Raw genomic sequence first — 23,226 nt, forward strand, 5'->3', positions numbered from 1 at the left:
CGGTTCACTCCCCCTCACCAGGAATTTTCGCCTCATCCGGGCTCTCCTGTCCCTCCTGCGCCGAGCCGCGCGGCCAGCTCCGCGATGGTGGCAGGGCCCACGCGGCAGCAGCCGCCGACCAGCCGCGCTCCGGCGTCCTGCCAGGCCCGGACCCGGCCGGGGTCGAACGTGGCTCCCCCGACCCACCTCCGTCCGTTCGCGTCCCAGCGTTCGCCGCTGTTCGGATAGACGACGACCGGCTTACCGGTCGCCTCCGCCGCCGCCCCTACCGCCCCGTCCACCTCGACGGGGTCGCAGCAGTTCACTCCTGTCGCCACCACCTGCGCCTCTCCGTCGACGAGGGCGAACGCCTCCTCCAGCCGTTGTCCGGCCCTGGTCCGGCCTCCGGCCACGGTGTAGGAGAGCCAGACCGGCAGCCCGCACTCCCCCGCCACCCGCAACAGCGCCTGTGCCTCATCCACATCCGGGACCGTCTCCAGCGCCAGCACATCAGGGCCGGCGGCGGCCAGTGCCTCGATCCGGGGGCGGTGGAAGCGCTCCAGCTCCCGGACCGTGAGCCCGTAACGGCCGCGATACTCGGCACCGTCCGCCGTCGCCGCCCCGTACGGGCCGACCGAGGCGGCGACCCAGACCTCCCGGTCCACCGCCCCTGCCGCCCGGCGGGCCAGCTCCACGCTGCGGGCGAAGAGCCCGGCCGCCTCCGCCCGCCCGATCCCGCGCTGCCGGAATCCTTCGAAACTCGCCTGGTAACTGGCCGTGATGAGCACCTGCGCACCCGCCCGCACATACGCCGTGTGCGCCGCCTCGATCTGTCCCGGCCCGTCGGCGAGCAGCCGGGCCGACCACAGCGCGTCGGACAGATCGCAGCCCTGCGCCTCCAACTGGTTGGAGAGTCCGCCGTCGAGCAGGACCGGGCCCTTCCCGAGCGCTGCGGCGAGAGCGAGGGAGGGCCTCCCGGCAGGACGGCCCGAAGGGCCGCCGGAGGGCCCTGGCGCTCCGGAAGGCACGGACGCTCCGGGAGGGACAGGCACTCCGGGAGGGCGGCCGGAAGGGACAGGCGCTCCGGACGGACGGGCGGGAGGCACAGGCGCTCCTCTCTCAGTCGAGCTGGGACTGGACCTGCGACGAGATCAGCTCCAGGTGCTCCAGGTCGTCGAGGTCGAGCACCTGGAGGTAGATGCGCGACGCTCCGATCGCACCGAACCGGCCGATCTTGTCGACCACCTCGGCGGGCGATCCGGCCAGTCCGTTCGCCTTCAGCTCCGCCACGTCCCGTCCGATGACGGCGGCCCGGCGCGCCACCTCGGCGTCGTCCTTGCCGACGCAGACGACCAGAGCGTTGGAGTACACCAGGTCGTCGGGCCCTCTGCCCGCCTCCGCGGCCGCGGCCCTGACCCGGCCGAACTGCTTCTCGCTGTCCTCCAGCGAGGCGAACGGGATATTGAACTCATCGGCATACTGAGCGGCCAGCCGCGGCGTCCGCTTGGCGCCGTGTCCGCCGATCAGCACCGGCACCTTGGCCTGCGCGGGCTTGGGCAGCGCGGGAGAGTCCGTGAGCTGGTAGTACGTGCCGTCGTAGCTGAACGTCCTGCCGACCTCGGTGGCCCACAGACCGGTGACGATCGCCAGCTGCTCCTCCAGCCGGCCGAACTTCTCCTTGGGGAAGGGGATGCCGTACGCCTTGTGCTCCTCCTCGAACCAGCCGGCTCCCAGGCCCAGTTCGACGCGGCCACCGGACATCTGGTCGACCTGCGCCACCTGGATGGCGAGCACGCCGGGAAGCCGGAACGTCCCGGCCGTCATCAGTGTGCCGAGGCGGATCCGCTTGGTCTCGCGCGCCAGCCCCGCCAGCGTGATCCACGCGTCCGTCGGGCCGGGGAGGCCGTCGCCCTGCCCCATGCGCAGATAGTGGTCGGAGCGGTAGAAGGCATCGAAGCCGAGGTCCTCGGCCGCCTTCGCGACGGTGAGCAGTGTGTCGTAGCTCGCCCCTTGCTGGGGCTCGGTGAAGATTCGAAGATCCATGCATCCATCCTGCACCTCCGGACGCCACGCGTTTCTCTCCGGTCGCCCTCCCCGCGCCGTCACGCCCCGGCGTCCCGGATGCCGGACACTCAGCCGGTGTCGGCGGCGGGTCCCACCGGTCCGTGCAGCACACCGTGCGGGCCGTCCCGCTCCCGGCCGCGCTCCAGATCCTCCTGGCGCTCCCGGTCGCGCTCGTCGAGCAGCCGGAGCATGCCGTGCACCCGGTCCGTCGACTCGTCAGCGGCGTCGATCGCCTCCATGCACTGCCAGTACAGGCCCTGCTCATCGGTCTCGCACGCCACCCCGACCAGGGCTATCCCCACTTCCCCCAGCAGCACGCCGAGCCCGGTCAGGGCCACTCGCGGATCGGCGACCTCGGAGAGCTGAGCGGCCCGCGCCACGCCGGCCCGGGCCGCCGGGTGGTCCAGCGCGCCGTTGCTCCGCCCCCCGATCTCGCTGAGTCCGCTCGCCTCGCCCCGTAACTCCTTGGGCCCGCTCGCCGCCAGCCGACTCCCGATCGCCTGCGCCAGCGCCTGGGCCTGCCAGGCCTCGGCGATGATGTCCGGCGTGCCCCGGCTGTGCGCCAACGCCCTCCGGATGACTGCTACAAGCCGCTCCGCTTCCATCCCCTTGCCCCCGTTCGATCCGAAAACCCGCTCACCTCTTCCATTACCCACAGTGAGGGTGCTGGTACCGAAAGGCCAGAGGATTTCGGAAATCTGTGGACACGAAGCCGCATGTGAACAAGTCGATCACTCCGAAGAGTGACGGATGGGCGGATCCGGTGGCGACGGCACCGGGAAGCGCCCCTCGTTCCGCTCGATCTTGGCCGCCAGCGCCGCCAGCACATCGATGCCCAGCACCTCGCAGAACTGCAGCAGATAGGCGAGAACGTCCGCGACCTCGTCCGCGACCCGGGGCGCCGTACCGGGGTCCTCCATGACCCGGGCCGACTGCTCCGGCGTCAGCCACTGGAAGATCTCCATGAGTTCGGCGGCCTCGACGCTCAGCGCCGACGCGAGGTTCTTCGGGGTGTGGTACTGCTCCCAGTCCCGGGCGGCCGCGAATGCGACGAGCCGTTGCTGGAGCGCCTGTACGTCGAGTTCTGTCACGCCCCCAGGTCTACCATCGCCGCACCGGCGGCCCCGCGGGACAGCCCTGCAAGACGCGGGCTCCGTGGGTGCGGCCCTGCGGGACGAAGGCCCGGCGGGTGCGAACCCCCACGGGACGAGCCCCGCGGTTCCCGAAGCGGCGGCCCGGGGTGCCGCGGCCCGGTCCTGGTGCCACGGCCACCCCGCCGGAAGACCGGCTACACCCCCGGAACGCCCGCCGCCGTCACGCCCTCGACCTCCATGCCGATGGGCGACAGGAGGAAGACATTGCGGTCGACGCGATGCATTCCGCTGCCCAGCCCGAACACGACCCCGCTGGTGAAGTCCAGGATCCGCTTGGCCACGTCGGTCTCGGCGCTGGTCAGGTCGAGGAGTACCGGAATCTGGGCGACCAGGTACTCGGCGACCTCGCGCGCATCCGCGAAGATCTGGACCCGCAGCACCACCATGCGCCGCTGCTCGGCGCTCTCCCGCTCGTCCGAAACCGTGCGGTGATCGACCCGGGAAGGCCACTCGTTGCGACTGCGCAGCGGTACGACCTGGGCCAGCCCCTCCCACTGCTCGTCCGTGACGTCATACCTGTCGTACCTGCTCACCGGACCACCCCGTCTGTGCATCGGTTGGCGTTGCGCCGGCTGCGCTCACTGTTCATCGGGCAATTCTCTCGCCCCTCACCCGTTCGGCCTACCAGCGACACGGTTCAGAGGGCGATCGGAACCGCCGAATGCCCGGCGGACTCCCGCTCCGGGCCCGTGGACGCCGTGGTGTCCAGGGGGGCGAAACGTACCGGAAGGTGCACCAGGGCCCGGTGGAACGGGCCCGGTCGCCAGAGGAGTTCACCCACCGGAACAGCAAGTTCCGCATCGCACAGCTGACTCGTGAGCTGCTCGATCGCGGTCATCGCGATGAGCAGGGCGGGCTGCTTCGCGGGGCACCGGTGGGGACCTGCCGACCAGGCGAGATGGGCGCTGCCCCCAGACCGGACGACGGCGTCCGAACCGGACGCCGGCGACTGGGTGTTGGCCGCGCCGAAGGAGACCAGGACGAGCTGTCCGGCGCGCAGCCGGACCCCGTGGAACTCGGTGTCCTCACGCGGGTAGTGCGCCGCCAGATTGACGATCGGCGGATCCTGCCACAAGACCTCGTTGATGGCCTCGTGGGCGGTCATCGCACCCCCGTGCAGCGAGCCCGCGTACCGCTCGTCGGTGAGCATGTGCAGGATCGCGTTGCCGATCAGGTTGGTGGTCGGATCATGGCCCGCACTCATCAGCAGCGTGATCTGACGCACAGTCTCGTCGTCGTCGAGATGAGCCGGGTGGGCGAGGAAGTACGAGGTCAGATCGCGGCGCGGCCGGGCACGCCGGTCGGCGACGAGCCGGGTGACGACGTCGACGAGGTCGGCGTACGCGGCTGCGGCGCCCTTCCCCGGGTTCATCATGCCGGCGGCGCCGTCGACGAGGCGTTCGCCGTCCGCGGGATCGACGCCGAACCAGGTGACGAAGACGTGGAGCGGCAGCCGCCGGGCGTACTGCGCGATGAGATCGCCGCTGCCGGTGGCGGCGAACTCGCCGATGAGCTGCTGGGCGACCCTGGCCACCTCGGCGCGCAGGACGTGCGGTTCGATCAGGGCCAGGGTGTCGTTGATGGCGTCCCGGTATCGGGCGTGCTCCGCGCCGTCGCTGAACAGCGCGGTCGGGCGGTGTCCGAGCACGGGCAGCACCGGGGAGTCCGCGGGCACCGTGGCCTGCCAGGCGCGCGGGTCCTTGCTGAAGGTGTGGGTGTCGCGCAGCAGGTCGACGGCGGCCTGGTAGTCGGTGACGAGCATCGCCTCGACCCCGGGAGCGATCCGGACCGGGGCGAGGGGGCCGTCTTCCCGCAGTCTGCGGTAGTGGCCGTGCGGGTCGGCGGCGAAGTCGGGGCCGTACAGCGCCACGGGCTGCGGCGGCTGCGGATGCGGTGTCATGACGGTTCCTCGGGCTTCGGGTCCTCGGGCTTCGGCAGCCGGGTCAGCACGTGTTCGGCCAGCGCGATCAGGGCGTCGATGCTGCCGCGTCGCTCCCGCGCGTCGCACTGGACCAGCGGGGTCCCGGCGGCGAGGTCGAGGTGCTGACGCAGGACCTCGTCGCTGTGGGTGGGGGCGTCGGGGAAGCGGTTGACCGCGACGGCGTACGGCAGCCCCTGCTCCTCGACCATGTCCATGACGGCGAACGAGTCGGCGAGCCGACGGGTGTCCACCAGGACCAGGGCGCCCAGCGCCCCGCGCGCGATGTCCTCCCACAGCGGCAGGAAGCGTTCCTGGCCGGGGGTGCCGAACATGTACAGCACGAGATCGTCCGGGACGGTGAGGCGTCCGAAGTCGATGGCGACCGTGGTCGTGGTCTTGTCGGGGAGTCCGGCGGTGTCGTCGAGCGAGGTGCTGGACTGGGTCATCGCCTCTTCGGTGTGGAGTGTGGGGATCTCCGAGAGGGTACGGATCAGGGTCGTCTTGCCCACGCCGAAGGGACCCGTGACGACGAGCTTCATCAGGGTCCGGGCGGTTGCCGGCAGATAGCCGACGTCCGTCCGGTCAGTGGAGGGAGCGGAGTCCAACGAGCAGCCTCTCGACGAGCGACCGGTCGATCTCCCCGGCACTGGGTATCGGCGGTCGCGTGAGCAGAAGTCCGGCGGCCGCGAGGTCCGTGGCCAGGAATACGGTGGCGCTGACCGGCAGGTCCAGATGGGCCGCGCACTCGACGACGGTGAGGGCGCCGGGCTCCAGCAGTTCGCACAGCCTGCGCTGCTCGGAGCCGGTGTCCTGCGGCAGGTCCTCGTCGGTGCGCACGAGCACGGCGAGCCGGTCGAGCGTGGGGCCGGTGGGCCGTGGCCGGCCTCCGGTGACGAGGTAGGCGGGGATCAGGCGGCGCCCTGGGCCGGCGGTCATGGCCGGGCGGCGGTGCCCGGTTGGCGGGCCGGTGCGTGCATCGCCCGCGTCAGCGCGGTGACCTGCACCTGCATCTGGTAGGCGATGTCGCCGAGCTTGGCACCGGGTTCGGCGAACAGGGCGAGCGTGGTGTTCTTCCCCGCCGGTACGACGATGGCGAAGCCCAGGTCCGACTCGACGACGGTCTGGGCCAGTTGCGGGGCCTCCGCGTTGGTGAAGGCGGTGGTGAAGGCGCGGGCCGCGGCATGCAGCGTGGCCGTCATCGCGGCGACGCGTTCGCCGGACGCACGGTCGAGTCCGGGCGAGGCGCCCTCGACGAGACCGTCGCCGGTGGCGACCACGGCGTGCTGGACTCCGGGCAGTTCAAGCAGCGGGGTCAGCACCCATGCGAGGTCACCGGTGGTGGGGCTGGGGGCGCTCACTTCTCTTCATCTCCTTGGTCGTCCTGGTCGCCCAGGTGGTCGTGGGCGTCCGCATCCGGTGCGGGGGCCCGCCCGGCGACGCTCCTGCCGATCAGGGTGCCCTGCTGGAGTGCCGCCCAGGAAGACTCGGCCTGTTCAGGTGTACGGGACACCTGTCCGGCGGGCGGGGCGGCCGGGGCCGCGGCGGCCGGCGCGGGACGCGGCGCGCGCCGCCGTCTGCTGGGCAGCCCCGAACCCGCAGCGGCGGGCTTCGGTTTCTCCGGTCCGGGTTCCACCGGGATGACCGGCCGCTCCGGGACGGGGGCCGCCGAGACGGGCACCGGGGCCAGGACGGAGAGGGTGTGGTCGTCCTCCAGCACGGTCAGCAGATGGGCGGGGACGCGCAGGATCGTACGCATGCCGCCGAACGGCGATTCCTCGATGTGGCAGTCGAAGCCGTACTGCACCACCAGTCGGCCGACGACCGCGAACCCGGTCTGCGGCGGGTCTCCCAGCTCGGTCAGGAGGACCTCGGAGGACCCGGCCAGCAGGGCCCGGGCCCGGTCCAGCGCGTCCTCGTCCATGCCGATGCCCGCGTCGTCGACCACCAGGAACGCGCCGCGGCCGCCGCTCTGCTGGACCGTCACCTGCACGTCGGTGTCGGGGTGCGAGTAGGCGGTGGCGTTGGCGAGCAGTTCGGCGAGCGCGATCGCGAGGGGCTCGGCAGCCCGGGCTGCGAGCGCGAGCCGCTCGTCGCGCAGGTGGTTGGCCACCTTGATGCGCTCGTAGCCGGCGACCCGGGACTGAGCGCCCAGCACGATCTCGACGAGGGGCGAACGCTGCCGGGCGAGGCCCGGCCACGCGTCGCACAGCACGGCGGTGGCCTGGGTGCGGCGCAGCGCGAGTTCGTTGCGGAAGTCGAGTTGCAGGATGCGCGGGTCGTCGTACTCGTGCTGGAGCTCGTGAAGCAGCTGCTGGGACTGGTTGAGCAGGGACTGGATCTTGGCCGAGGTGCCGCGCATGGCGGCGCGGGCGGCCGCGTCGACGCGCTGCCGTTCCTCCATGACCGCGGTCCTGGCCGCCTGCACGGCCTCGGTGAGCAGCCGGGCCGCGCCGCCGTCGACCTCGGCCGCCTCCCGCAGCCCGGGAACCTGGGCGCTGGGGTGGGAGAGGGCGAGCGCGGCGGCCGGGATCCGCTTGCGCGCCAGCTGCCGGATCTCGTCGACGAGGGCCGCGGTACGGACCTCGGCCGCCTTCGCCTGGCGTTCGGCGAGCTCGGCGTGGGCCACGGCCAGCTGTTCCGAGCGGGCGGCCCGGTAGGAGCGTGCCGTTGCTGCCACGGCGGCTATGACGGCGATCACCGCCACGATCCATGCCATGCCGTTACCGCGTTTCTGTCGTCGGGTCGGTCCTGTGCCCGGGGCGGCCGAAGCCGGTCCCGGGGCCGGGGTGGCGGAGGACCGGGGGGTCAGTCGGCCCGGCCTGCCGTCTCACGGGCCTGCTCCACTTCTTGCGCGACCGCTGCGACGTCGGTCATGACCTGGAGCACGCCGGGGAGTTCGGAATCGTCGAGCTGCCGGTACTCGCTGCCGATCGTGACCACGAGGCGTTCGGGGAGGCCCAGTTCGGGGTGGCGCCCCTCCCGGATCAACCGGCGGGCCGCTTCCAGGGCGGGCACCCCGGCGGCGTGGAAGGCGTGTGCGCGCTCCCGCACGTACTCCAGGTAGACGATGTGGTCCCGCACCCCGGCCCGGTCCAGCACCGGTCCGTGGCCCGGCACGACGGTCTCCGCGCCGGTGGCCAGTATCTGTTCGCAGGCGGCGATCACGTTGCTCAGCGGGCCGGCCCAGTGGATCGGGTGGTCGCCGGGCTGCTGCGGGGTCGAGGAGAAGATGATGTCGCCGCTGAACACGGCGTCCTGCACGGGCAGGTGGACCATGAGGTCGCCGGTCGTGTGCGCGGACGGCAGGGCCGTGATCCGGACGGGGTACTCCCCCAGAGTCAGTTCGAGCTCTCCGGTGAAGTAGGTCGTCGGCCGGACCGGGTCGGTCTGCGACCAGTCGAAGGGGCCGAAGTGCCGCGCGAGGTAGGCGCCGAGCGGGGTGGCCGGATCGCTGCCGTTGACCAGGGCGTGCTGCTGCTGCGGCGTGGGCTCGTAGTGGATGTGTTCCCGGGCCTCGCGGGTCGCGATGATCTCCGCGTCCGGAAGCACTCCGGCGCCCCAGAAGTGGTCCCCGTTGGCGTGCGTGACGACCACCCGGTCGATGGAGACACCCTCGGGGAGCAGCTTCGTGCTCTCGGCCAGGAACTGTCCCGCCAGCACCGTGTCGTACGGGGTGTCGATCCAGAGCGCGCCACGGGGTGACACGAGCAGGCCGCAGTTGGCCAGGCCCCAACCCCGTTTCGGCGGGAGCCATGCGTACAGGCCCCGGCCCAGGTCAACGACGTCTCCACCTGTGATCGACATGGACGCGATTATGCCGACCGCGATCCGGTCGCGCGTTCGAACCCGGCCATGAAGGCCCACCGTTGGCGCAAAATCGACGGTTGACCGGTCCGGCGATGTCCGGCCGGTGACCGTGCGAGAGCAACCACACCGGTCATCTTCGGAAATGACCAGAACATTTCCGAAGAAATAACCCTTCTATTCTCGCCCGGTCACGGATGCACGGCACCACGTCGTCAAACCGACAGCGGCCGATTACCCACTGAGCATGGCTGGAAACAGACGCCGAAAGCCCCCGGGTGAGACCGCTGGCGGCGGCCTGCCGGGGGCTCGTGGCTCACGGTTCGGACCGTTCGGCCCTGCGGGCTAGTAGGTCGCGGGCACGTTCCACTGCTGGTTGGCACCGCCGTGGCAGTCCCAGAGCCCCAGAGCGGTCCCGTCCGTGGTGTCGCTTCCCGGGACGTCGAGGCAGCGCCCGGACGCCTTGTTGACGAGTGCGTGCGTGGAAGCGCTGTACGTCCATTGCCGGGCCGGGTCGGTGACCGCGCCGCCCGCGCCCGTTCCGGCACAGTCGCGTACGCGCACGGCGGCCCCGTTTCCCGTGCCCTCCGCGGTCAGGCAGTAGTCGGACGGAAGCCGCAGGGTGCCGTCGGCCGCTCTCACCCAGGCCTGGTTGGCAGCGCCCGAGCAGGAGTACAGGTCGGCCGCCACGCCGTCCGCGACTCCCCCGAAGGCGTCCAGGCACTTCCCGGCGGGCCCGGTCACCGGGCCGCGTACCGAGTTGCCGACGGAGAGGTTCTGCACGGTGGAGCCGGCGGCGACGTCGATCCGGGTCGCGCAGGCGTTGTCGCTGCTCGACGTGGAGGAGACCGTGCCGGTGACCGTACCGCCGTTACCGGTGGGCACCCCGAAGCGGGCGTCGCTGAACGGCTGGTCGTAACAGGTGGCGCGAGGGTTGTTCCACTCGAAGTACTCGGTCCAGTCGACCATGCCGGAGGATGAGATGGCGGTGGCCGGGGTCTTGATGCTGCCGAGCTTGTACGAGGCGCCGGTGGCGGTGTCCGCGACGGTGGCGCCGAACCAGCCGTCCCCCTCGGCCGCTACCCCGAACGTGTAGCGATGGCCCGCGGTCCAGTCGAGGTTCATCCGGCAGCTCATGCCTTCGCCCTCACCCCCGAACTCCTGGCACCAGCTTCCGGTGGAGCCGGCGGTCGCCTCGGAGACATCCCAGACGGAGAAGAGGAACGTCCGCTTCGACCCTCCGTTGGACTGCATCCCGAAGTAGGCGCCACTGCCCTTGTCGAAGCCGAACTGATGGCTCCAGAAGATGTTCGCCCGGTACCCGGGGTCGTGCAGGACCGTGGTGGACCAGGTGACGTCGGTCAGCGCCGGAGCTCCGGCGAAGGAGTAATTGGTGTAGGTGCCGGGCGTCGTGCCGAGCTCCGCGGCCCGGACGGGGGCGGTGGTGCCGGCTTCCGCGGCCCGCGTGGGGGCGGCCGTGCCGAACAGTGCCAGGGCGGCGGCCAGTGCGGTGGCCGTGACGGCAGCGGCGATCGTGCCTGATAAGTGGCGCAGGGTCATGCGTTGCACCTGCTTCCGGTGGGGGGAAGGGGGATCGTTGCTCTTGCACGCACCGGCCTCCATGGGGCCCGGTGCATCTGTTGCGGTGAAACCCGCCGGGCGGGGCCGCGGCCCCGCCCGGACTCTCCCGGTCAGGTCACTGGGTTCGGACCTGCCCGCGTTCGAAGTACGCGACCAGCTCGGGGTCGAGGGCCGGCACGTCGTACGGTGCACCGCCCTCCCGCAGGGAGCGGGTCGCGAGGACACCGGCGGCGACGCTCATCCGGGCGGCGACCGGCGAGGTGTCGGTGACACCCCCGTCCCGCACGAACCGGCAGAACTCCTCCATGATCCGGGTGTCGCCACCGCCGTGCGAGCCGCCGGCCTCCGGCACCCGGTAGGTGATGTCGGCGTCGGCGCGGTATCCGCTCGGGCCGGTGTTCCAGACCTTGACCTCGTCACCGGGACCGTCCCCGAAGTTCTCCAGCCGCCCCTCGGTGCCGATGACGGTGTAGTTGCGCCAGTAGTCCGGAGTGAAGTGGCACTGCTGGTAGGCGGCCACCACCCCGTTGTCGAGCTGCATGTTCATCACCGAGACGTCCTCGACGTCGACGATGTGGTGCAGGTCCTTGCGGGCCGTCGGCGGCCAGTCGAACTCCCGCAGCCAGTTGTCCGGGCGCGGGGTGTCCGCCTCGCGGCGCGGCAGGCCGCCGTAGACGAGGAGGTCGCCCAGCGCGTTGACGCGCCGCGTGTAGCCGCCCGCCAGCCAGTGCAGCACGTCGATGTCGTGCGCGGCCTTCTGGAGGAGCAGACCGGTGGTCCGGTTCCGGTCCGCGTGCCAGTCCTTGAAGTAGTAGTCGCCGCCGTAGCCCACGAAGTGGCGCACCCAGACGGCCTTGGGCTCCCCGATGTCGCCACGGGCGATGATGTCGCGCATCAGCCGCACGACGCCCATGTGCCGCATGTTGTGACCGACGTAGAGCCGGGTACCCGTCTCGTACGCGGCACGCAGGACGTTGTCGCAGCTCTCGACGGTGATGCCCAGCGGCTTCTCCACGAAGACCGCCTTGCCCGCGCGCAGTGCGTCGACGGCGATGGCCTCGTGGGTGTCGTCCGGCGTGGCGATGACGATCGCGTCCAGGTCGTCCCGGTCGAGGAGCAGCTTGTAGTCCTCGACGGCGACATCGGTGGCGAAGGCCTCGGCCTCGCGCCGGCGCACCTCGGGGTCGAGGTCGCAGACGGCGGTGATCGCCGATCCCCGTCCGGGGTGGTGGGCGGACGTCGCGATGGAACGGCGCAGGCCGAGCCCGATGACGCCGAGTCGCAGGTCTGACACGGGAGTCCCTTCTGTACGTACGGTCGTGCGGGCGAAGGCGGCCTGCGACGGCGGGCGGCACGGCGTCCGGGACCGGCGGCGCGGGAGAGCGCGCCGCCCGGACGGACGGACCGCACCGGTGCAGGCAGGCCGAAGCCTCCTTCGCGGCGACAGCCTCATAGTTCACGACCGCGCACCCTCATGGCAAGAGTTGTTCGTTTAGGGGTGCTGGCGAACATCTCTTGACATTCATCGAGCGCTGTCAGCGCTCGGGAGAGCCCCTGAGGACCGGACATCGGGCGCGACGGGGCCCGGAAACACGGCGAACCGCAGCGGAACGGGCCGCCGCGAGCAGGTCAGACCGCGATGACGGTGACGCCGGCCTCGGTGAAGCGCGCGGTGGCCTCCGACGTGACGCCCTTGTCGGTGACCAGGAAATCGACCAGCCCCAGGTCGCAGACCCGGGCGAAGGCCCGCTTGCCGATCTTCGACGAGTCGGCGGCCACCACCACCCGCTGGGCCTGCTGGGCGAGGAGACGGTTGATGCTGGCCTCGCCCTCGTGGTGGACGTACGCGCCGCGCTCGGTGTCGATCGCGTTGACGCCCAGCACGGCTACGTCCAGGGTGATCTCACCCAGCACGCCGCTGGCCAGCGGGCCCGTCAGCTCGTACGACTGGGGCCTGGCCACGCCGCCGGTCACCACGATCTTGATCTGCGGCCGGATGACCAGTTCATTGGCGATGTTGAGGGCGTTGGTGACCACCGTCAGGGTCGGCTGACCGGACGTCCCGCCCGCACCCTCGCCCACCAGGTCGGACCGCACGGCGAGCGAGCGCGCCACCTCCGTGATGGTGGTACCGCCGGTCAGTCCCACCACCTCGCCGACCGCGACCAGTTCGGCGACGGCGCGGCCGATGGCCTGCTTCTCCGGAGCGTTGCGCCCCGTCTTGTAGCGCAGGGCCAGCTCGTAGCTGACGCCGTGGGCGACCGCGCCGCCACGGGTCCGGGTGAGCAACTGCTGCTCGGCCAGCTGGTCCAGGTCACGGCGGATGGTCGCGGCCGACACGTCCAGCGTCCTGGCGGCGTCCTCGACGTCCACCCGGCCGTGCTTGCCGACGAGTTCCAGCAGTTCGTTCCACCGGGCATCCCTGGACAAGACAACTCTCCTTACGGGCCCGGCCTGCGGGCACCCGTCCCCTGGGGCGCGATCACCGGACACGCGCAAGCGTCGCACAAGGCTCTGTCGAGTCAAGCCGCGTGCACGCTCAATGCTTGATAATGCTTACTGAGGGCGAGTAACGTGCGTAATCGAGCATCCCATCCCCAGTACGGAGTGCAAAAGTGTCATTTGTCGAGATCGAGACAGCCAGCCAGCCGGACTGCTGGCGCCGCGCCGCAGACCTCGCTCCGAGCCATGCCGCCGCGCTGCCCGCCCCCGGCGAGCGCATCGCCGTGGTCGGCTGCGGCACCTCGTTCTACATGGCTCAGGCATACGCCTCGCTCCGCGAGGAGTCGGGACAGGGTGAGTCCGATGCCTTCGCAGCCTCGGAGTTCCCCGCCCGGCGCCGCTACGACCGGGTCGTCGCCCTCACCCGCTCGGGCACCACGACCGAGGTGCTCGAACTGCTCGACCGGCTGCGCGGGACCACTCCCACCGTGGCCATCACCGCCGACCCGAACACGCCGGTGATGACGTCGGCCGACGCCGTCGTGGTGCTCGACTTCGCGGACGAGCAGTCCGTGGTGCAGACCCGGTTCGCCACCACCGTGCTCACGCTGCTCCGCGCCCACCTCGGCCTGCACACCGACGCCGTGGTCCGCGACGCGGAGGCCGCACTGGCCGAGCCGCTGCCGGAAGAGTTGCTGGACTGCACCCAGTTCACCTTCCTCGGCCGCGGCTGGACGGCCGGTCTCGCCAACGAGGCGGCGCTGAAGATGAAGGAGGCCTCGCTGTCCTGGACGGAGGCGTACGCCTCGATGGAGTACCGCCACGGCCCCATCAGCATCGCCACCACCGGCACGGCGACCTGGACGTTCGGCGCCGCCCCCGAGGGACTGCGCGAGCAGGTTCTCGCCACCGGCGCCCGCTGGGTGGAGAGCGGCCTGGACCCGCTGGCGGACCTGGTCCGTGTCCAGCGCCTGGCCGTCGCCCGCGCCGCCGCCCGCGGTCTGGACCCGGACAGCCCGCGCCACCTCACGCGTTCGGTGGTTCTGGCGGAGGCCTGATACCGGCACCGGCCGGACGGCGGGCCCGCCCCGGTTCCCGGCGGGGGCGGGCGGAGCCTGCGGTCCGTCGCCGGCACCGCCTGCCGCGGCGCCGCCACCGGGCAGTGGGCGCAGGCCTGTCGCGGGAGGCGACCACTCGATGGGACCCTCCCCGCGGTGCGCCGGGGAGGACCGGCCGCCCGTCCCGGGGTGGCCGGTCTCCCCGTACATCCGCTCACCCGCACCGAAGCGGGAACGCCTCCGGCCACCCGGCACGGGCCTCGGAGCCCCGCACGCCTCAGGATTCCTCGAAGTAGGCGTCGAGGACCGCGTCGAAGCCCTCCGTCCACTCCTTGAGGTCACTCCTGGCGGGCGCCTCGACCTCCGCGTTGAACCAGCGCCGGGTCGACATGTGCACGGTGATCGTGAACCGGCGGCCGAACCGGGCCGGCTTGAGTTCGACGGCGCCGATCTCGTCCCAGTGGAAGTCGGCCTCCTGGTCGTCCAGCGTGAACCGGATGCCCTCCCGGTCCGCGGAGATCGAACCACGCCGGTCGCTCACTTCGAACGACGGGCCCTCCGCGGCCCCGTCCTCGGACGAAGGGCGGTCGACCGCCCCGTCCTTGTCCTCGTTCTCGTCCTCCTCGTCGTCCGACGCCGGAACGGCGTCGGGCTCGCCGTCGGGCACCGCATCCTCGAATGCGGCCTCCACGACGGCATCCTCGGGCGCGGCACCCTCGGGTGCCGGCTCCTCGGTCTGCTCCGGTTCCTCGTCCGCCTTCGCGACGGTTCGGGGGGCCGTGAGACCAGGGATGTACGCCGGGTCTGTCCCTGCGGCGTACGCGGGCTGAGTCTTCGGATCTATGCGCTGCTCCACGGCGGGCAGTATGGCCGACGAACCTGTACGGGGCCAGTGAGGCAGTCGTGTACCGGGCCGGGGACACGCGCGGCAAGGGGCGGACCCACCCGCTCGGCCCGCCCCTCCCCCCGTCCCCTCCCGGCCCGTCGGTCAGCCGGTGGTGCAGGCCTCGTCGCCCAGGGCGAACGCGGCCGGTGCGCTGTTGCCCCCCGTCAGGGTGCCGGTGAAGCCGAAGCCCACCGAGCCTCCCGGCGCCACCTTCCCGTTCCAGGAGATGCTGGCGGCCTTCACCTTCGCCCCGTCCTGTGTCGGTGTCGCGTTCCACATCTGGGTGACCTTCTGCCCGTCAGCAAACGTCCAGCCGAGCTGCCAGCCGTCCAGGGCCGCGGTCCCGGTGTTGGTGAGCGTCACATCGGCCTGGAAACCGCCGGACCACTGGTTGGTGACCTTGTACGTCACCGAACAGGCGGCGTCCTGCGGCGGGTTACCCGGGTCGGTCCCGGGGTCCGTACCCGGGTCGGTGCCGCCCCCGTCACTGTCCGAGGAGTCGCCGTACATGATGCCGCGCCCGTTGGTCGATACGTACACCCGCCCGTAGATCCGCGGGTCACCGGTGATGGAGGCGCCGATCCAGCCCCACTGGTGTGCGTCGTCGTTGATCCGGGTCCAGGTCGCACCCGCGTCCGTGGAACGGAAGACACCGCGCACACCGCCGATCTTCGCGGTGACGAAGAGCGTCTGGTACGAGGCTCCCGCGGCCGCCTTGCCGAAGCCGACCGAGTCCGCCTGCTCGACCCCGGACAGCTTGGTGAACGTCGCGCCCGAGTCGGTGGAGTGCCACAGCCCGTAGGCCCCCGTCGCGCTGCCGCCCGCGAGCCACACATCGCCCTCGGTCCCCGGTACGGCCTTGAAGCGGACGTTGCCCTCGGCGGGCAGCCCGCTGGACGCCTTCGCGGTGAAGGTGGCGCCGCCATCCGTGGACACGTAGAAGGTGCCGGCCTTGTACCCGTAGAACTTCTTCGGGTTCTTCCGGTCGGACTCGACCGTCGCCCCGGCCGGGATCCCGGTGGACGCCGACCACGCGTTCCCGTACCCGGTGGTGTGCTGCACGCCCACACCCTCCGGGCTCCAGACGAAACCGCCGGCGTCGGCCGCGGCCGCGACCGTGCCGCCGCCGGTGACCCCGGAGGGCTCGGAACCCTGGAACCAGTTGGACCCGTTGTCCGTGGAGAAGCCGATGTGCGGGGCGGCGTCGGCGCTGCCGACCCGTACCACCGTGTTGGGGCTGCTCTCCGCGAAGTCGAGGCTGGTGGTCGAGGTGAGGTTGGGCGAGGTGAACATCATGGCCGGCACGGCGTTGAGATCGGTGTGCCGGAAGCCCCCGATGTCGCCGAGCGCGCTGAGCAGCGGGGCTCCGGACGGCGGGCTCGCCAGGTCGTTGACGGCCGTCTCCTCCAGGCCCTTCACCATCGGGGTGATCTTGAACTGGCTGCCAGAGTCCCAGTTCTTGAGGTTCTCGGTGCCGTAGATCGTGGCGCCGGTGCCATACATCATCCGGTTCGAGTCGAACGGGTCGATCTCCAGCGCCTCCGTCATCCAGCCCAGCTTGGGCGAGGTCTCCGGCGGCGTCGGATTGGCACCCCAGGTCAGCCAGGGCACGGACGAGACGTCCTGGGTGAAGCGGTTGGTGCGGTTCGGATAGCTGCTGTAGTCCCAGGCCTGCGTCCACGTCGCCCCGCTGTCCGTGGAGCGGAAGATCTGGGTGTCCGGCCACCAGGAGCTGTAGGCGGTCGCCATCAGGGTCCCGGGCTTCTGCCGGTCCACGGACAGTCCGCTGAACCCGTAGTAGGTGTCCGCCTCGGCGACCGGACTGACGTCCTTCCACTCACCGGTGGCCGTGGTGTAACGCCAGATCCGTCCCTTGCCGCCGTCGTACGGGCCGCCGGTGTCGCTCAGCGTCAGATACAGATATCCGTTGTCCGAGTCGAGCACCCCCTTGTGGGCCAGGTATCCGGTCGGCTGCCCGGCGATCCGTGACCAGGTGACGCCGCCGTCGGTGGAGCGGTAGACCGTGTTCTCCTTGTCGGCGACCCCGACGTAGATGTCCTTCGTCGCACTGCCCGCGCTGCCGGTGCGCTCGTCGAAGGTCACCCAGACGATGCCCTGGTTGTCGTTGCCGTATCCGCTGGTGTCGGTGGGGTCCTGGGAGTAGTTGCCCGGGTTCGGGAAGGCCGTCACCTGCGACCAGGTGACCCCCGAGTCGGTGGAGCGCCACAGGCCCTTGCCGCTGGGCGCACCCAGGTACAGCACGGAGTTCTTGTTCGGGTCGACCGCGAGGCGTTCCCCCATGCCGCGGCCCGGCATGTTGCCGCCGAGCTTGAAGGGGAGGGTGCTGGCCTTCCAGCTGGCGCCCCGGTCCGAGGAGCGCAGGACCGCGCCGTTGGTCGGGTCCCAGCTGTTGGTGTACGTGCCCACGGCGGCGTACACGTTGTCCGGGTCGGCCGAGTCGGAGGCGAGGCTCACCACGCCGGACCAGCCCCAGTGGTCCCAGTCCACCCAGTCGAGCAGCGGCGTCCACTGCTTGCCGGCCTGGTCCCAGCGGTAGGCACCGCCGATGTCGGTGCGGGCGTAGGCGAGATTCTTCTCCGACCGGTTGAAGACGATGCCGGGGACGAAACCGCCACCGTCGATGCGGACGTTCTTCCAGTCGTATGTGTCCGCGGCCAGGGACACATCGGATGCCTGGGCGACCGGGGCGGCATCGTTGGCTCGCGCCGATGCGGGGGCGCCGGTGGCGAACAGACCGGCGGTGAGAGTGAGTGCCGCCAGGAGGGCGGCAAGGGGTCTAGCGCTTGAGCGCACGGAAACGTCCTCTCCGAACGAGACCGCCGACAGCGGCGGTACGGGGCGGGTGCGGATGTGGGAGCGCTCCCATTCGCGTCCCGATGGTAGCGGGGCGGACCCTCCGGGAGAAGGTGGTTCACAGGGGTTCATCGGATGACTCGGCGACTCGCGGAGAGACCATTGCGGCAGCGCCAGGCAATTCACCCGTAACACCGCCGACGCAGCCCCGGAAGTCCGCCCACCGCCCCAATGGCTTTGCGGGGAAACGGTGTTGGAGGTATCGCTCCTCCTTCGGGCAACGGGGCCCTGACCGGACGACCCTCGCTACGGGACAGCCGTTAGGGTATTTCAGCAACGCCGCGCGCGTGCGGGGTGCCGGGCGTCGCCGGCCAGACGGGACGTCCGGGACACACTCCGGCGTTCCTCCGCGCACATGAACGCAAGGGGGACTGCGGATGAGCGGGGCCACGGTGATCGACGCGGTGCGGAGTGGGGACGCGGACGCCGTGCGCAGGCTCCTGGAGGCGGGCGCGAACCCGGAATCGACCGACGCGCAGGGCGTCCCGGCGCTCTGCCTCGCCATCGCCGCGTTCGACGAACCGGTCGCCTCCGTCCTGACCGAGGCAGGCGCCGATCCACGACGGCCGCTCCCCGACGGAACCACTCCCCTGCTCCGGGCCGTCGACTCCGGCACGGTCTCGGTCGTCCTCGCGGTCCTGCCCGGTCCCGGGGAGCCCCTCGACGAGTCCGTGCGGGCGGAACTGCTGGCACGCGCGCGGCACTGGCACGAGGCAGGCGTGGTGCCCGAGTTGCGGCGCAGAACGGGCGACCGGGGCACGCCCCGCCGGATCCGTGTGCGGGACGGCGGCTGGTGGACCGACTACGACGAGATCACGCTGGGCGGGCTGACCGTGCGCGACGGGCACGCCGCAGTCCTCAGCTGTCTAGAGCAGTGGTTCGGGCAGCGCCAGTCCATCGACGAACTGCTCGCACGCGCCCTCGCTCGTCCGGATCCCGGGCACGCCGACTGGTCCGAGTCCGTGGACGTACTCGCCGGCCGCAACGACGAGGAGACCTGGGCGGCCGCCGCGGGGCTGCGGTCCCACCCCGAACCCCTGCACCGGCTGTTCGCCGCGGACGTCCTGCGCGGCATCGTCCGCAGCGAGGCCATGGCCGATACGCAGCCGGTCGTGTTCGAACAGCGGGCGCCGGAGATCTTCGTCCCCTGGGCCGCCGAGGAGACGGACCCGGCCGTCCTCCGTCTCGTGCTGCGCGCCCTGTCCGAGTCGGACTCCCCGGACCCGCGCGTGGAGGCGGTGGCACTCTCCTACGTCGCCCACCCGGACCCGGAGGTACGGCGCGAGGCGGCTTCCATCCTGCGGTAAACCGCAGTTCCGGCGTACGGAAGGCCCCACCGGGCACGGCGGCAATCCGCATACCGCCGCAGGTCAGTGACTTCTAGCGTGACCAAGGAGTCGTGGTGTCCGTGCCGCGGCCGCCCGCCTTGGAGGACTCGCATGGATCGCGTGACGCTCGCCCTTCCCCAGGAACCCGCCGACGGGATCGCCGGATGGGCGGCGGACCTCGTCGACACCATGGGCGGGCCCGGAGCCGGCCTCGCCATCGCGCTGGAGAACCTCTTCCCTCCCCTGCCGAGCGAGGTGATCCTGCCACTGACGGGCTTCGCCGCGGGGCGGGGGGTGATCTCCTTGGCGTCGGCCCTCTTCTGGACCACGCTGGGTTCGGTTGCCGGTGCGGCCGCTCTGTACTGGATCGGGATGCTGTTCGGCCGGGACCGGATGCATGCGCTGTGGGCGAGGCTGCCGCTGGTCAGGAGCTCCGACCTGGAACGCACCGAGGCGTGGTTCGGCCGGCACGGCACGAAGGCCGTCCTGCTCGGGCGCATGGTGCCGGTCTTCCGGAGCCTGATCTCCGTACCGGCGGGCCTGGAGCGGATGCCGCTGCCGGTGTTCCTCGGGCTGACAGCCGTGGGGAGCCTGGTGTGGAACTCCGTTCTGGTGATGGCCGGTTACTGGCTCGGCGACCAGTGGGACACGGTGGAGACCTATGTCGGGCTGCTCTCCAAGGCCGTACTGCTCCTGGTCCTGGCAGCTCTCTCGCTCTGCGTCGTGGTGCGCGTCAGGGCCGGGCGGACGCGGCCCCGGCACCGCCGTGCCCGCTGACGTGCGGAGACCGGCCCCGGCACGCTCCGGACGAAAGGCACTAAGGTCGGTGAACGTGACGGGTGACGCGGCAGACACGTTCTCCTCGCATCCCTCCGCACAGCCGGATGCCCCGCCCGGACCCGACGGCCGTTTCGCCGTCCGGGTGTCCGGAGTAGCGGGAGCGCTCCTCGGCTGCCTGACCGCGCTGGCCGGCCTCCTCTACTTCGCCGGGGCCGGGGCACTGCTGGGTGCCTTCCTGCTGTGGCCGCGCACCCGCGGCCGTGCGCGGACCCTCCTGGTCGCCGGGGCCAGGAGACTGACGGCTGCCGAGCGGTGGCGCCGGGCCGTCTTCTTCCATGACCGGTTTCCCGAACACCGCGCGTCCGACCGGCAGGTCCTGCGCTACCTGGCCTCCCGTACCTGGGCGGGGCTGCTGTGCGCGGTGGTGACCGGGCTGCTGGTCTTTGGCCTCGTCCTGGCCGGGCTGCTCGCGGCCGGGGTCGCCCGGTCGACGCCGGGCTGGCAGGAACTGCTCACCCAGGTGGTCCTCGGCTCCGTGCTGCTCTTCCTGGACGTGCAGGGGCTGCTCTCGCTCGCCGCACTGGATGCCCGGCTCGCGCGGGAGTGCTTCGGGCCCGGTGAGCGCGAGCTGCTGGAGCGGCGCATCGGCGAACTCGCCGCCAGCCGGGCCGCGGTGGTGCGGGCGGTGGACCGCGAGCGGCGACGCGTCGAGCGCGATCTGCACGACGGCGTCCAGCAGCGGCTCGTCGCACTCGCGATGCTGCTCGGCCGGGCCCGCCGCGCCCGCGACGCCGACCAGGCGGACGCGCTCCTGGCGCAGGCGCACAGGGAGTCGGGCGAGGTGCTCGCCGAACTGCGCGAGGTGGCCTGGCGGGTCTATCCGACGGCGCTCGACAGCCTGGGCCTGCGGGAGGCCCTGGGCGGGGTGGCGGAGCGGTGCTCCCTCCCCGTCCGGGTGGCGTACGACGTGTCCGGACCGCTGCCGACGTCCGTCGAGACGGCCGCGTACTTCGTCGTCTCCGAGTCCGTGACGAATGCCGCCAAGCACTCCGGCGCCGGGCACATCCTCGTGAGCGTCACACGACGGGACGAGGTCCTCACCGTACTCGTCCGCGACGACGGCACCGGCGGTGCGGACCCGGACGGCGGCGGACTGGCCGGGCTGCGCGGCCGGGTGGCCGCGCTCGACGGCATGCTGGGCGTCCACAGCCCCGCCGGGGGCCCCACCATCGTGACCGCGGAGCTGCCGTGCGTGTGGTTCTCGCCGAGGACTCGACCTTGCTGAGGGAAGGACTGGTCCGGCTGCTGACCGAGGAGGGTCACGAGGTGATCGCCGCGGTGGGCGACGCCGGGGCCCTGTTGTCGGAGGTGGCCGCGCAGTCACCGGACGTCGTCGTCACCGACATCCGGATGCCCCCCACGCACAAGGACGAGGGTCTGCGCGCCGCGGTGGAGATCCGCAGCCGGTGGCCGGGCGTCGGCGTGCTCGTCCTGTCCCAGTACGTGGAGCGCGCCTACGCCGCCCAGTTGCTCGCCACGAACGCCGAGCGGGTCGGCTATCTCCTCAAGGACCGGGTCGCGCAGGTGGAGGAGTTCCTGGACTCGCTGGAGCGGATCCATGCGGGCGGGGCCGTCTTCGACCCCGAAGTCGTACGGCAGTTGGTGATCCGCAGCGCACACGGCGACCCGTTGTCACGGCTGACCCCGCGCGAGCGCACCGTTCTGGAGGCGCTGGCCCAGGGCTGCACGAACGCGGCCATCGCGCAGAAGCTGCACATCTCGCTCAGCGCGGTCGAGAAGAACCTGAACGCGGTCTTCGACAAGCTGGGGCTGGCGCACACCACCGGCTACAACCGGCGGATCCTCGCCGTGCTGCGCTATCTGGAGGCGTGAGCGCGGCGTCGGCTCACGTCAGTACCAGTCGCCCATCCCGGGCGGATCGCACAGTTCGAGCACCACCTCGCCCGCCTCGGAGGTCCTGCCGTCGACGGGCCTGACGCGGTCGCCGACGCTCACCAGGTGCGGTGCCGCACCCACGATGCGGCACCGGTACACGAAGCCTTCCGGGAACCGGACCAGGGACTCGTTGCGCATGACCCGCGAGTAGCGGTTCACGACGCTGGACCGCACGACGACACCGTGGCCGTCGCTGTGTTCCGATTCCAGATCGCTCGACGCGCAGACGGGGCACAGGAGTTTGCGGAAGGAGGCGGTGCCGCACCATCGGCACACCTGGTAGACCAGACCTTCCGTGCTGTGGGGCCCCGCTCCTGCACGAGCTGTGGGTTCCACGTCGATTCCGGTGATGGACACGTCTCGGCCTCCCGCGCTCGACTCGGTGCGCCGCACCTCCGGCGACGGCACATCGGCACCGTATGGCACTTAGTTCCATGAAGTAAAGGAACTGAGTGCCGGGAAAGGGTGAACCGCTGAGTGAACTACCTCTCAGTGGTGTCCCGTTCCTCGCCGAGGGCCGATTCGATGCGCTGCACCACGCGCCAGATCGGGGCGCCCTTCGGCGCGACCATCACGATCACGTCGTCCTCGGTTGCGGGCGCCGGCGGGCGTTCGGCGGCCGATCCCCACACGGCCCGGACGAGTTCGAGCGCCCGGTCGACCTCGGCGCCCGCATCGCCCCGGCCGCCCGAACGCAGCCAGGAGCGCAGGCCGTTGTTGTGCGCCGCGACGACCGACGCGGCGATCACCTCGGCACGCAGCGCCGCGTCCGGGGAACCGGCCCACCGCCGCTCCAGGTACCCGGCCATGGTCCGCTCGTAGCGGCGTACGACGGAGAGTTCGTAGGTGCGCAGTCCGGGCACCTCGCGGGTGAGCCGGTAGCGCTGCACGGAGAACTCCGGCTTCTCCGCGTACATCCGCAGGACCAGCCGGGCCGCCTCGCACACCGCGTCCACCGGCTCGCCCTCCCCGGCCGCGTCCAGGAACGCGGTCATGTCCGCGAGGCACCGCTCGTGGTCGGGGAAGACCGCGTCCTCCTTCGAGGGGAAGTAGCGGAAGAACGACCGCCGCCCCACGCCCGCGCTGGCGACGATGTCGTCCACCGTGGTCCGCTCGAACCCGCGCTCCAGGAAGAGCGCGAAGGCCGCCTCGGCGAGCACGTCACGCATGGGGGGCTTCTTGGCCGGCCCGCGGTCATCGGTCATGCCGGAAACGTAGCACCGGAAGCGCATATCCGGCACTGGGTACCTTTACGAAGGGTACTGGGTACCATAGGATCGCCGAAGAGACACCACGAAGTACAGGGAGAGCCGGCGTGAGCTTGAGGATCGTTGTCTGTGTGAAGTACGTGCCCGACGCGACCGGTGACCGGCATTTCGCCGATGACCTGACGTTGGAT

23 protein-coding genes and 1 pseudogene are annotated in these 23,226 nt (G+C 71.3%); 6 read left to right on the plus strand and 18 right to left on the minus strand.

The window, feature by feature from the left end; translation table 11 throughout:
* Positions 1-32: 32 nt before the first annotated feature.
* The 14 genes from mmuM to ACGFZA_RS39860 all read right to left on the minus strand — a co-directional run bounded on the left by mmuM (position 33) and on the right by ACGFZA_RS39860 (position 12,933).
* Positions 33-1,007 (minus strand): homocysteine S-methyltransferase, encoded by a 975-nt coding sequence (gene mmuM, locus ACGFZA_RS39795; protein ID WP_393685719.1) that lies wholly within the window; start codon positions 1,005-1,007, stop codon positions 33-35.
* A gap of 91 nt (positions 1,008-1,098) precedes the next feature.
* Positions 1,099-2,022 carry an LLM class F420-dependent oxidoreductase gene (locus ACGFZA_RS39800; protein ID WP_385285716.1) on the minus strand — a complete coding sequence of 308 codons (924 nt, stop codon included), beginning with the start codon at positions 2,020-2,022 and terminating at the stop codon, positions 1,099-1,101.
* Positions 2,023-2,111: 89 nt separating this feature from the next.
* Positions 2,112-2,648, minus strand: coding sequence for a DUF6099 family protein (locus ACGFZA_RS39805; RefSeq protein ID WP_385285715.1), 537 nt, complete (start codon positions 2,646-2,648; stop codon positions 2,112-2,114).
* Positions 2,649-2,774: 126 nt separating this feature from the next.
* On the minus strand, positions 2,775-3,134 hold the full coding sequence (locus ACGFZA_RS39810; protein ID WP_385285713.1) for a nucleotide pyrophosphohydrolase: 360 nt from the start codon (positions 3,132-3,134) through the stop codon (positions 2,775-2,777).
* Between the two features lie 197 nt (positions 3,135-3,331).
* A complete protein-coding gene (locus tag ACGFZA_RS39815; protein WP_385285711.1) occupies positions 3,332-3,730 on the minus strand; it encodes a cell division protein SepF in 399 nt (132 codons plus the stop codon).
* Positions 3,731-3,834: 104 nt separating this feature from the next.
* Positions 3,835-5,097, minus strand: coding sequence for a cytochrome P450 (locus tag ACGFZA_RS39820; RefSeq protein WP_393685723.1), 1,263 nt, complete (start codon positions 5,095-5,097; stop codon positions 3,835-3,837).
* Entirely contained in the window at positions 5,094-5,723 is a 630-nt protein-coding gene (locus ACGFZA_RS39825) for an ATP/GTP-binding protein (protein ID WP_385285708.1), read from the minus strand. The genes ACGFZA_RS39820 and ACGFZA_RS39825 overlap by 4 nt, the downstream gene beginning before the upstream one ends.
* Entirely contained in the window at positions 5,701-6,054 is a 354-nt protein-coding gene (locus ACGFZA_RS39830) for a DUF742 domain-containing protein (protein ID WP_385285707.1), read from the minus strand. Before ACGFZA_RS39830 ends, ACGFZA_RS39825 begins: the two co-directional genes overlap by 23 nt.
* Positions 6,051-6,476: a roadblock/LC7 domain-containing protein gene (locus ACGFZA_RS39835; protein WP_385285705.1), complete on the minus strand. Its 426-nt coding sequence runs from the start codon at positions 6,474-6,476 to the stop codon at positions 6,051-6,053. The genes ACGFZA_RS39830 and ACGFZA_RS39835 overlap by 4 nt, the downstream gene beginning before the upstream one ends.
* Positions 6,473-7,834: an ATP-binding protein gene (locus tag ACGFZA_RS39840; RefSeq protein WP_393685726.1), complete on the minus strand. Its 1,362-nt coding sequence runs from the start codon at positions 7,832-7,834 to the stop codon at positions 6,473-6,475. Before ACGFZA_RS39840 ends, ACGFZA_RS39835 begins: the two co-directional genes overlap by 4 nt.
* 89 nt (positions 7,835-7,923) lie before the next feature.
* Complete coding sequence (locus ACGFZA_RS39845) at positions 7,924-8,922, minus strand: MBL fold metallo-hydrolase (protein WP_385285702.1); 999 nt, start codon at positions 8,920-8,922, stop codon at positions 7,924-7,926.
* A gap of 345 nt (positions 8,923-9,267) precedes the next feature.
* Positions 9,268-10,482, minus strand: coding sequence for a ricin-type beta-trefoil lectin domain protein (locus tag ACGFZA_RS39850; protein WP_393685729.1), 1,215 nt, complete (start codon positions 10,480-10,482; stop codon positions 9,268-9,270).
* 136 nt (positions 10,483-10,618) lie between these two features.
* Positions 10,619-11,797, minus strand: a complete 1,179-nt coding sequence (locus tag ACGFZA_RS39855; RefSeq protein ID WP_393685731.1) for a Gfo/Idh/MocA family protein — start codon at positions 11,795-11,797, stop codon at positions 10,619-10,621.
* Positions 11,798-12,132: 335 nt separating this feature from the next.
* Positions 12,133-12,933 carry a DeoR/GlpR family DNA-binding transcription regulator gene (locus tag ACGFZA_RS39860; protein ID WP_385285696.1) on the minus strand — a complete coding sequence of 267 codons (801 nt, stop codon included), beginning with the start codon at positions 12,931-12,933 and terminating at the stop codon, positions 12,133-12,135.
* Positions 12,934-13,118: 185 nt separating this feature from the next.
* Here ACGFZA_RS39860 and ACGFZA_RS39865 point away from each other — a divergent pair, with 185 nt between their 5' ends.
* Complete coding sequence (locus tag ACGFZA_RS39865; protein ID WP_385285694.1) at positions 13,119-14,003, plus strand: SIS domain-containing protein; 885 nt, start codon at positions 13,119-13,121, stop codon at positions 14,001-14,003.
* A gap of 277 nt (positions 14,004-14,280) precedes the next feature.
* Here the strand turns inward: ACGFZA_RS39865 and ACGFZA_RS39870 are convergent, their stop codons facing one another.
* Both ACGFZA_RS39870 and ACGFZA_RS39875 read right to left on the minus strand, forming a co-directional pair.
* A complete protein-coding gene (locus tag ACGFZA_RS39870) occupies positions 14,281-14,859 on the minus strand; it encodes a hypothetical protein (protein WP_393685734.1) in 579 nt (192 codons plus the stop codon).
* Positions 14,860-14,991: 132 nt separating this feature from the next.
* On the minus strand, positions 14,992-17,703 hold the full coding sequence (locus tag ACGFZA_RS39875) for a cellulose binding domain-containing protein (RefSeq protein WP_393685736.1): 2,712 nt from the start codon (positions 17,701-17,703) through the stop codon (positions 14,992-14,994).
* Positions 17,704-18,140: 437 nt separating this feature from the next.
* On the opposite strand from ACGFZA_RS39875, the gene ACGFZA_RS39880 reads away from it, so the two are divergent.
* The 4 genes from ACGFZA_RS39880 to ACGFZA_RS39895 all read left to right on the plus strand — a co-directional run bounded on the left by ACGFZA_RS39880 (position 18,141) and on the right by ACGFZA_RS39895 (position 21,764).
* Positions 18,141-19,070, plus strand: coding sequence for an ankyrin repeat domain-containing protein (locus ACGFZA_RS39880; RefSeq protein WP_393685738.1), 930 nt, complete (start codon positions 18,141-18,143; stop codon positions 19,068-19,070).
* A 132-nt stretch (positions 19,071-19,202) separates the two neighbouring features.
* The gene (locus ACGFZA_RS39885) at positions 19,203-19,868 is read left to right on the plus strand and encodes a DedA family protein (protein ID WP_393685740.1); all 666 of its coding nucleotides are present in this window, start codon (positions 19,203-19,205) and stop codon (positions 19,866-19,868) included.
* Between the two features lie 55 nt (positions 19,869-19,923).
* Positions 19,924-21,156: a sensor histidine kinase gene (locus ACGFZA_RS39890; protein WP_393685742.1), complete on the plus strand. Its 1,233-nt coding sequence runs from the start codon at positions 19,924-19,926 to the stop codon at positions 21,154-21,156.
* On the plus strand, positions 21,120-21,764 hold the full coding sequence (locus tag ACGFZA_RS39895; protein ID WP_393685744.1) for a response regulator: 645 nt from the start codon (positions 21,120-21,122) through the stop codon (positions 21,762-21,764). The genes ACGFZA_RS39890 and ACGFZA_RS39895 overlap by 37 nt, the downstream gene beginning before the upstream one ends.
* Before the next feature lie 18 nt (positions 21,765-21,782).
* Here the strand turns inward: ACGFZA_RS39895 and ACGFZA_RS39900 are convergent, their stop codons facing one another.
* Together ACGFZA_RS39900 and ACGFZA_RS39905 are read right to left on the minus strand one after the other, a co-directional pair.
* Positions 21,783-22,184, minus strand: a complete 402-nt coding sequence (locus ACGFZA_RS39900) for a Zn-ribbon domain-containing OB-fold protein (protein WP_393685746.1) — start codon at positions 22,182-22,184, stop codon at positions 21,783-21,785.
* A gap of 125 nt (positions 22,185-22,309) precedes the next feature.
* Positions 22,310-23,032, minus strand: coding sequence for a TetR family transcriptional regulator (locus ACGFZA_RS39905; RefSeq protein WP_393685748.1), 723 nt, complete (start codon positions 23,030-23,032; stop codon positions 22,310-22,312).
* A gap of 110 nt (positions 23,033-23,142) precedes the next feature.
* Here ACGFZA_RS39905 and ACGFZA_RS39910 point away from each other — a divergent pair.
* Positions 23,143-23,226 (plus strand): annotated as a pseudogene (locus ACGFZA_RS39910) (electron transfer flavoprotein subunit beta); the annotation flags it as partial.

It is taken from the genome of Streptomyces sp. NPDC048211, assembly GCF_043202315.1.
Classification (GTDB): Bacteria; Actinomycetota; Actinomycetes; order Streptomycetales; family Streptomycetaceae; genus Streptomyces.

Coding starts and splice junctions, on each gene's coding strand:
- ACGFZA_RS39800 (WP_385285716.1), bottom strand. CDS start 2,022: ATGGATCTTCGAATCTTCACCGAGCCCCAGCAAGGGGCGAGCTACGAC.
- ACGFZA_RS39805 (WP_385285715.1), bottom strand. CDS start 2,648: ATGGAAGCGGAGCGGCTTGTAGCAGTCATCCGGAGGGCGTTGGCGCAC.
- ACGFZA_RS39820 (WP_393685723.1), bottom strand. CDS start 5,097: ATGACACCGCATCCGCAGCCGCCGCAGCCCGTGGCGCTGTACGGCCCC.
- ACGFZA_RS39830 (WP_385285707.1), bottom strand. CDS start 6,054: ATGACCGCCGGCCCAGGGCGCCGCCTGATCCCCGCCTACCTCGTCACC.
- ACGFZA_RS39840 (WP_393685726.1), bottom strand. CDS start 7,834: ATGGCATGGATCGTGGCGGTGATCGCCGTCATAGCCGCCGTGGCAGCA.
- ACGFZA_RS39845 (WP_385285702.1), bottom strand. CDS start 8,922: ATGTCGATCACAGGTGGAGACGTCGTTGACCTGGGCCGGGGCCTGTAC.
- ACGFZA_RS39850 (WP_393685729.1), bottom strand. CDS start 10,482: ATGACCCTGCGCCACTTATCAGGCACGATCGCCGCTGCCGTCACGGCC.
- ACGFZA_RS39880 (WP_393685738.1), top strand. CDS start 18,141: ATGAGCGGGGCCACGGTGATCGACGCGGTGCGGAGTGGGGACGCGGAC.
- ACGFZA_RS39885 (WP_393685740.1), top strand. CDS start 19,203: ATGGATCGCGTGACGCTCGCCCTTCCCCAGGAACCCGCCGACGGGATC.
- ACGFZA_RS39905 (WP_393685748.1), bottom strand. CDS start 23,032: ATGACCGATGACCGCGGGCCGGCCAAGAAGCCCCCCATGCGTGACGTG.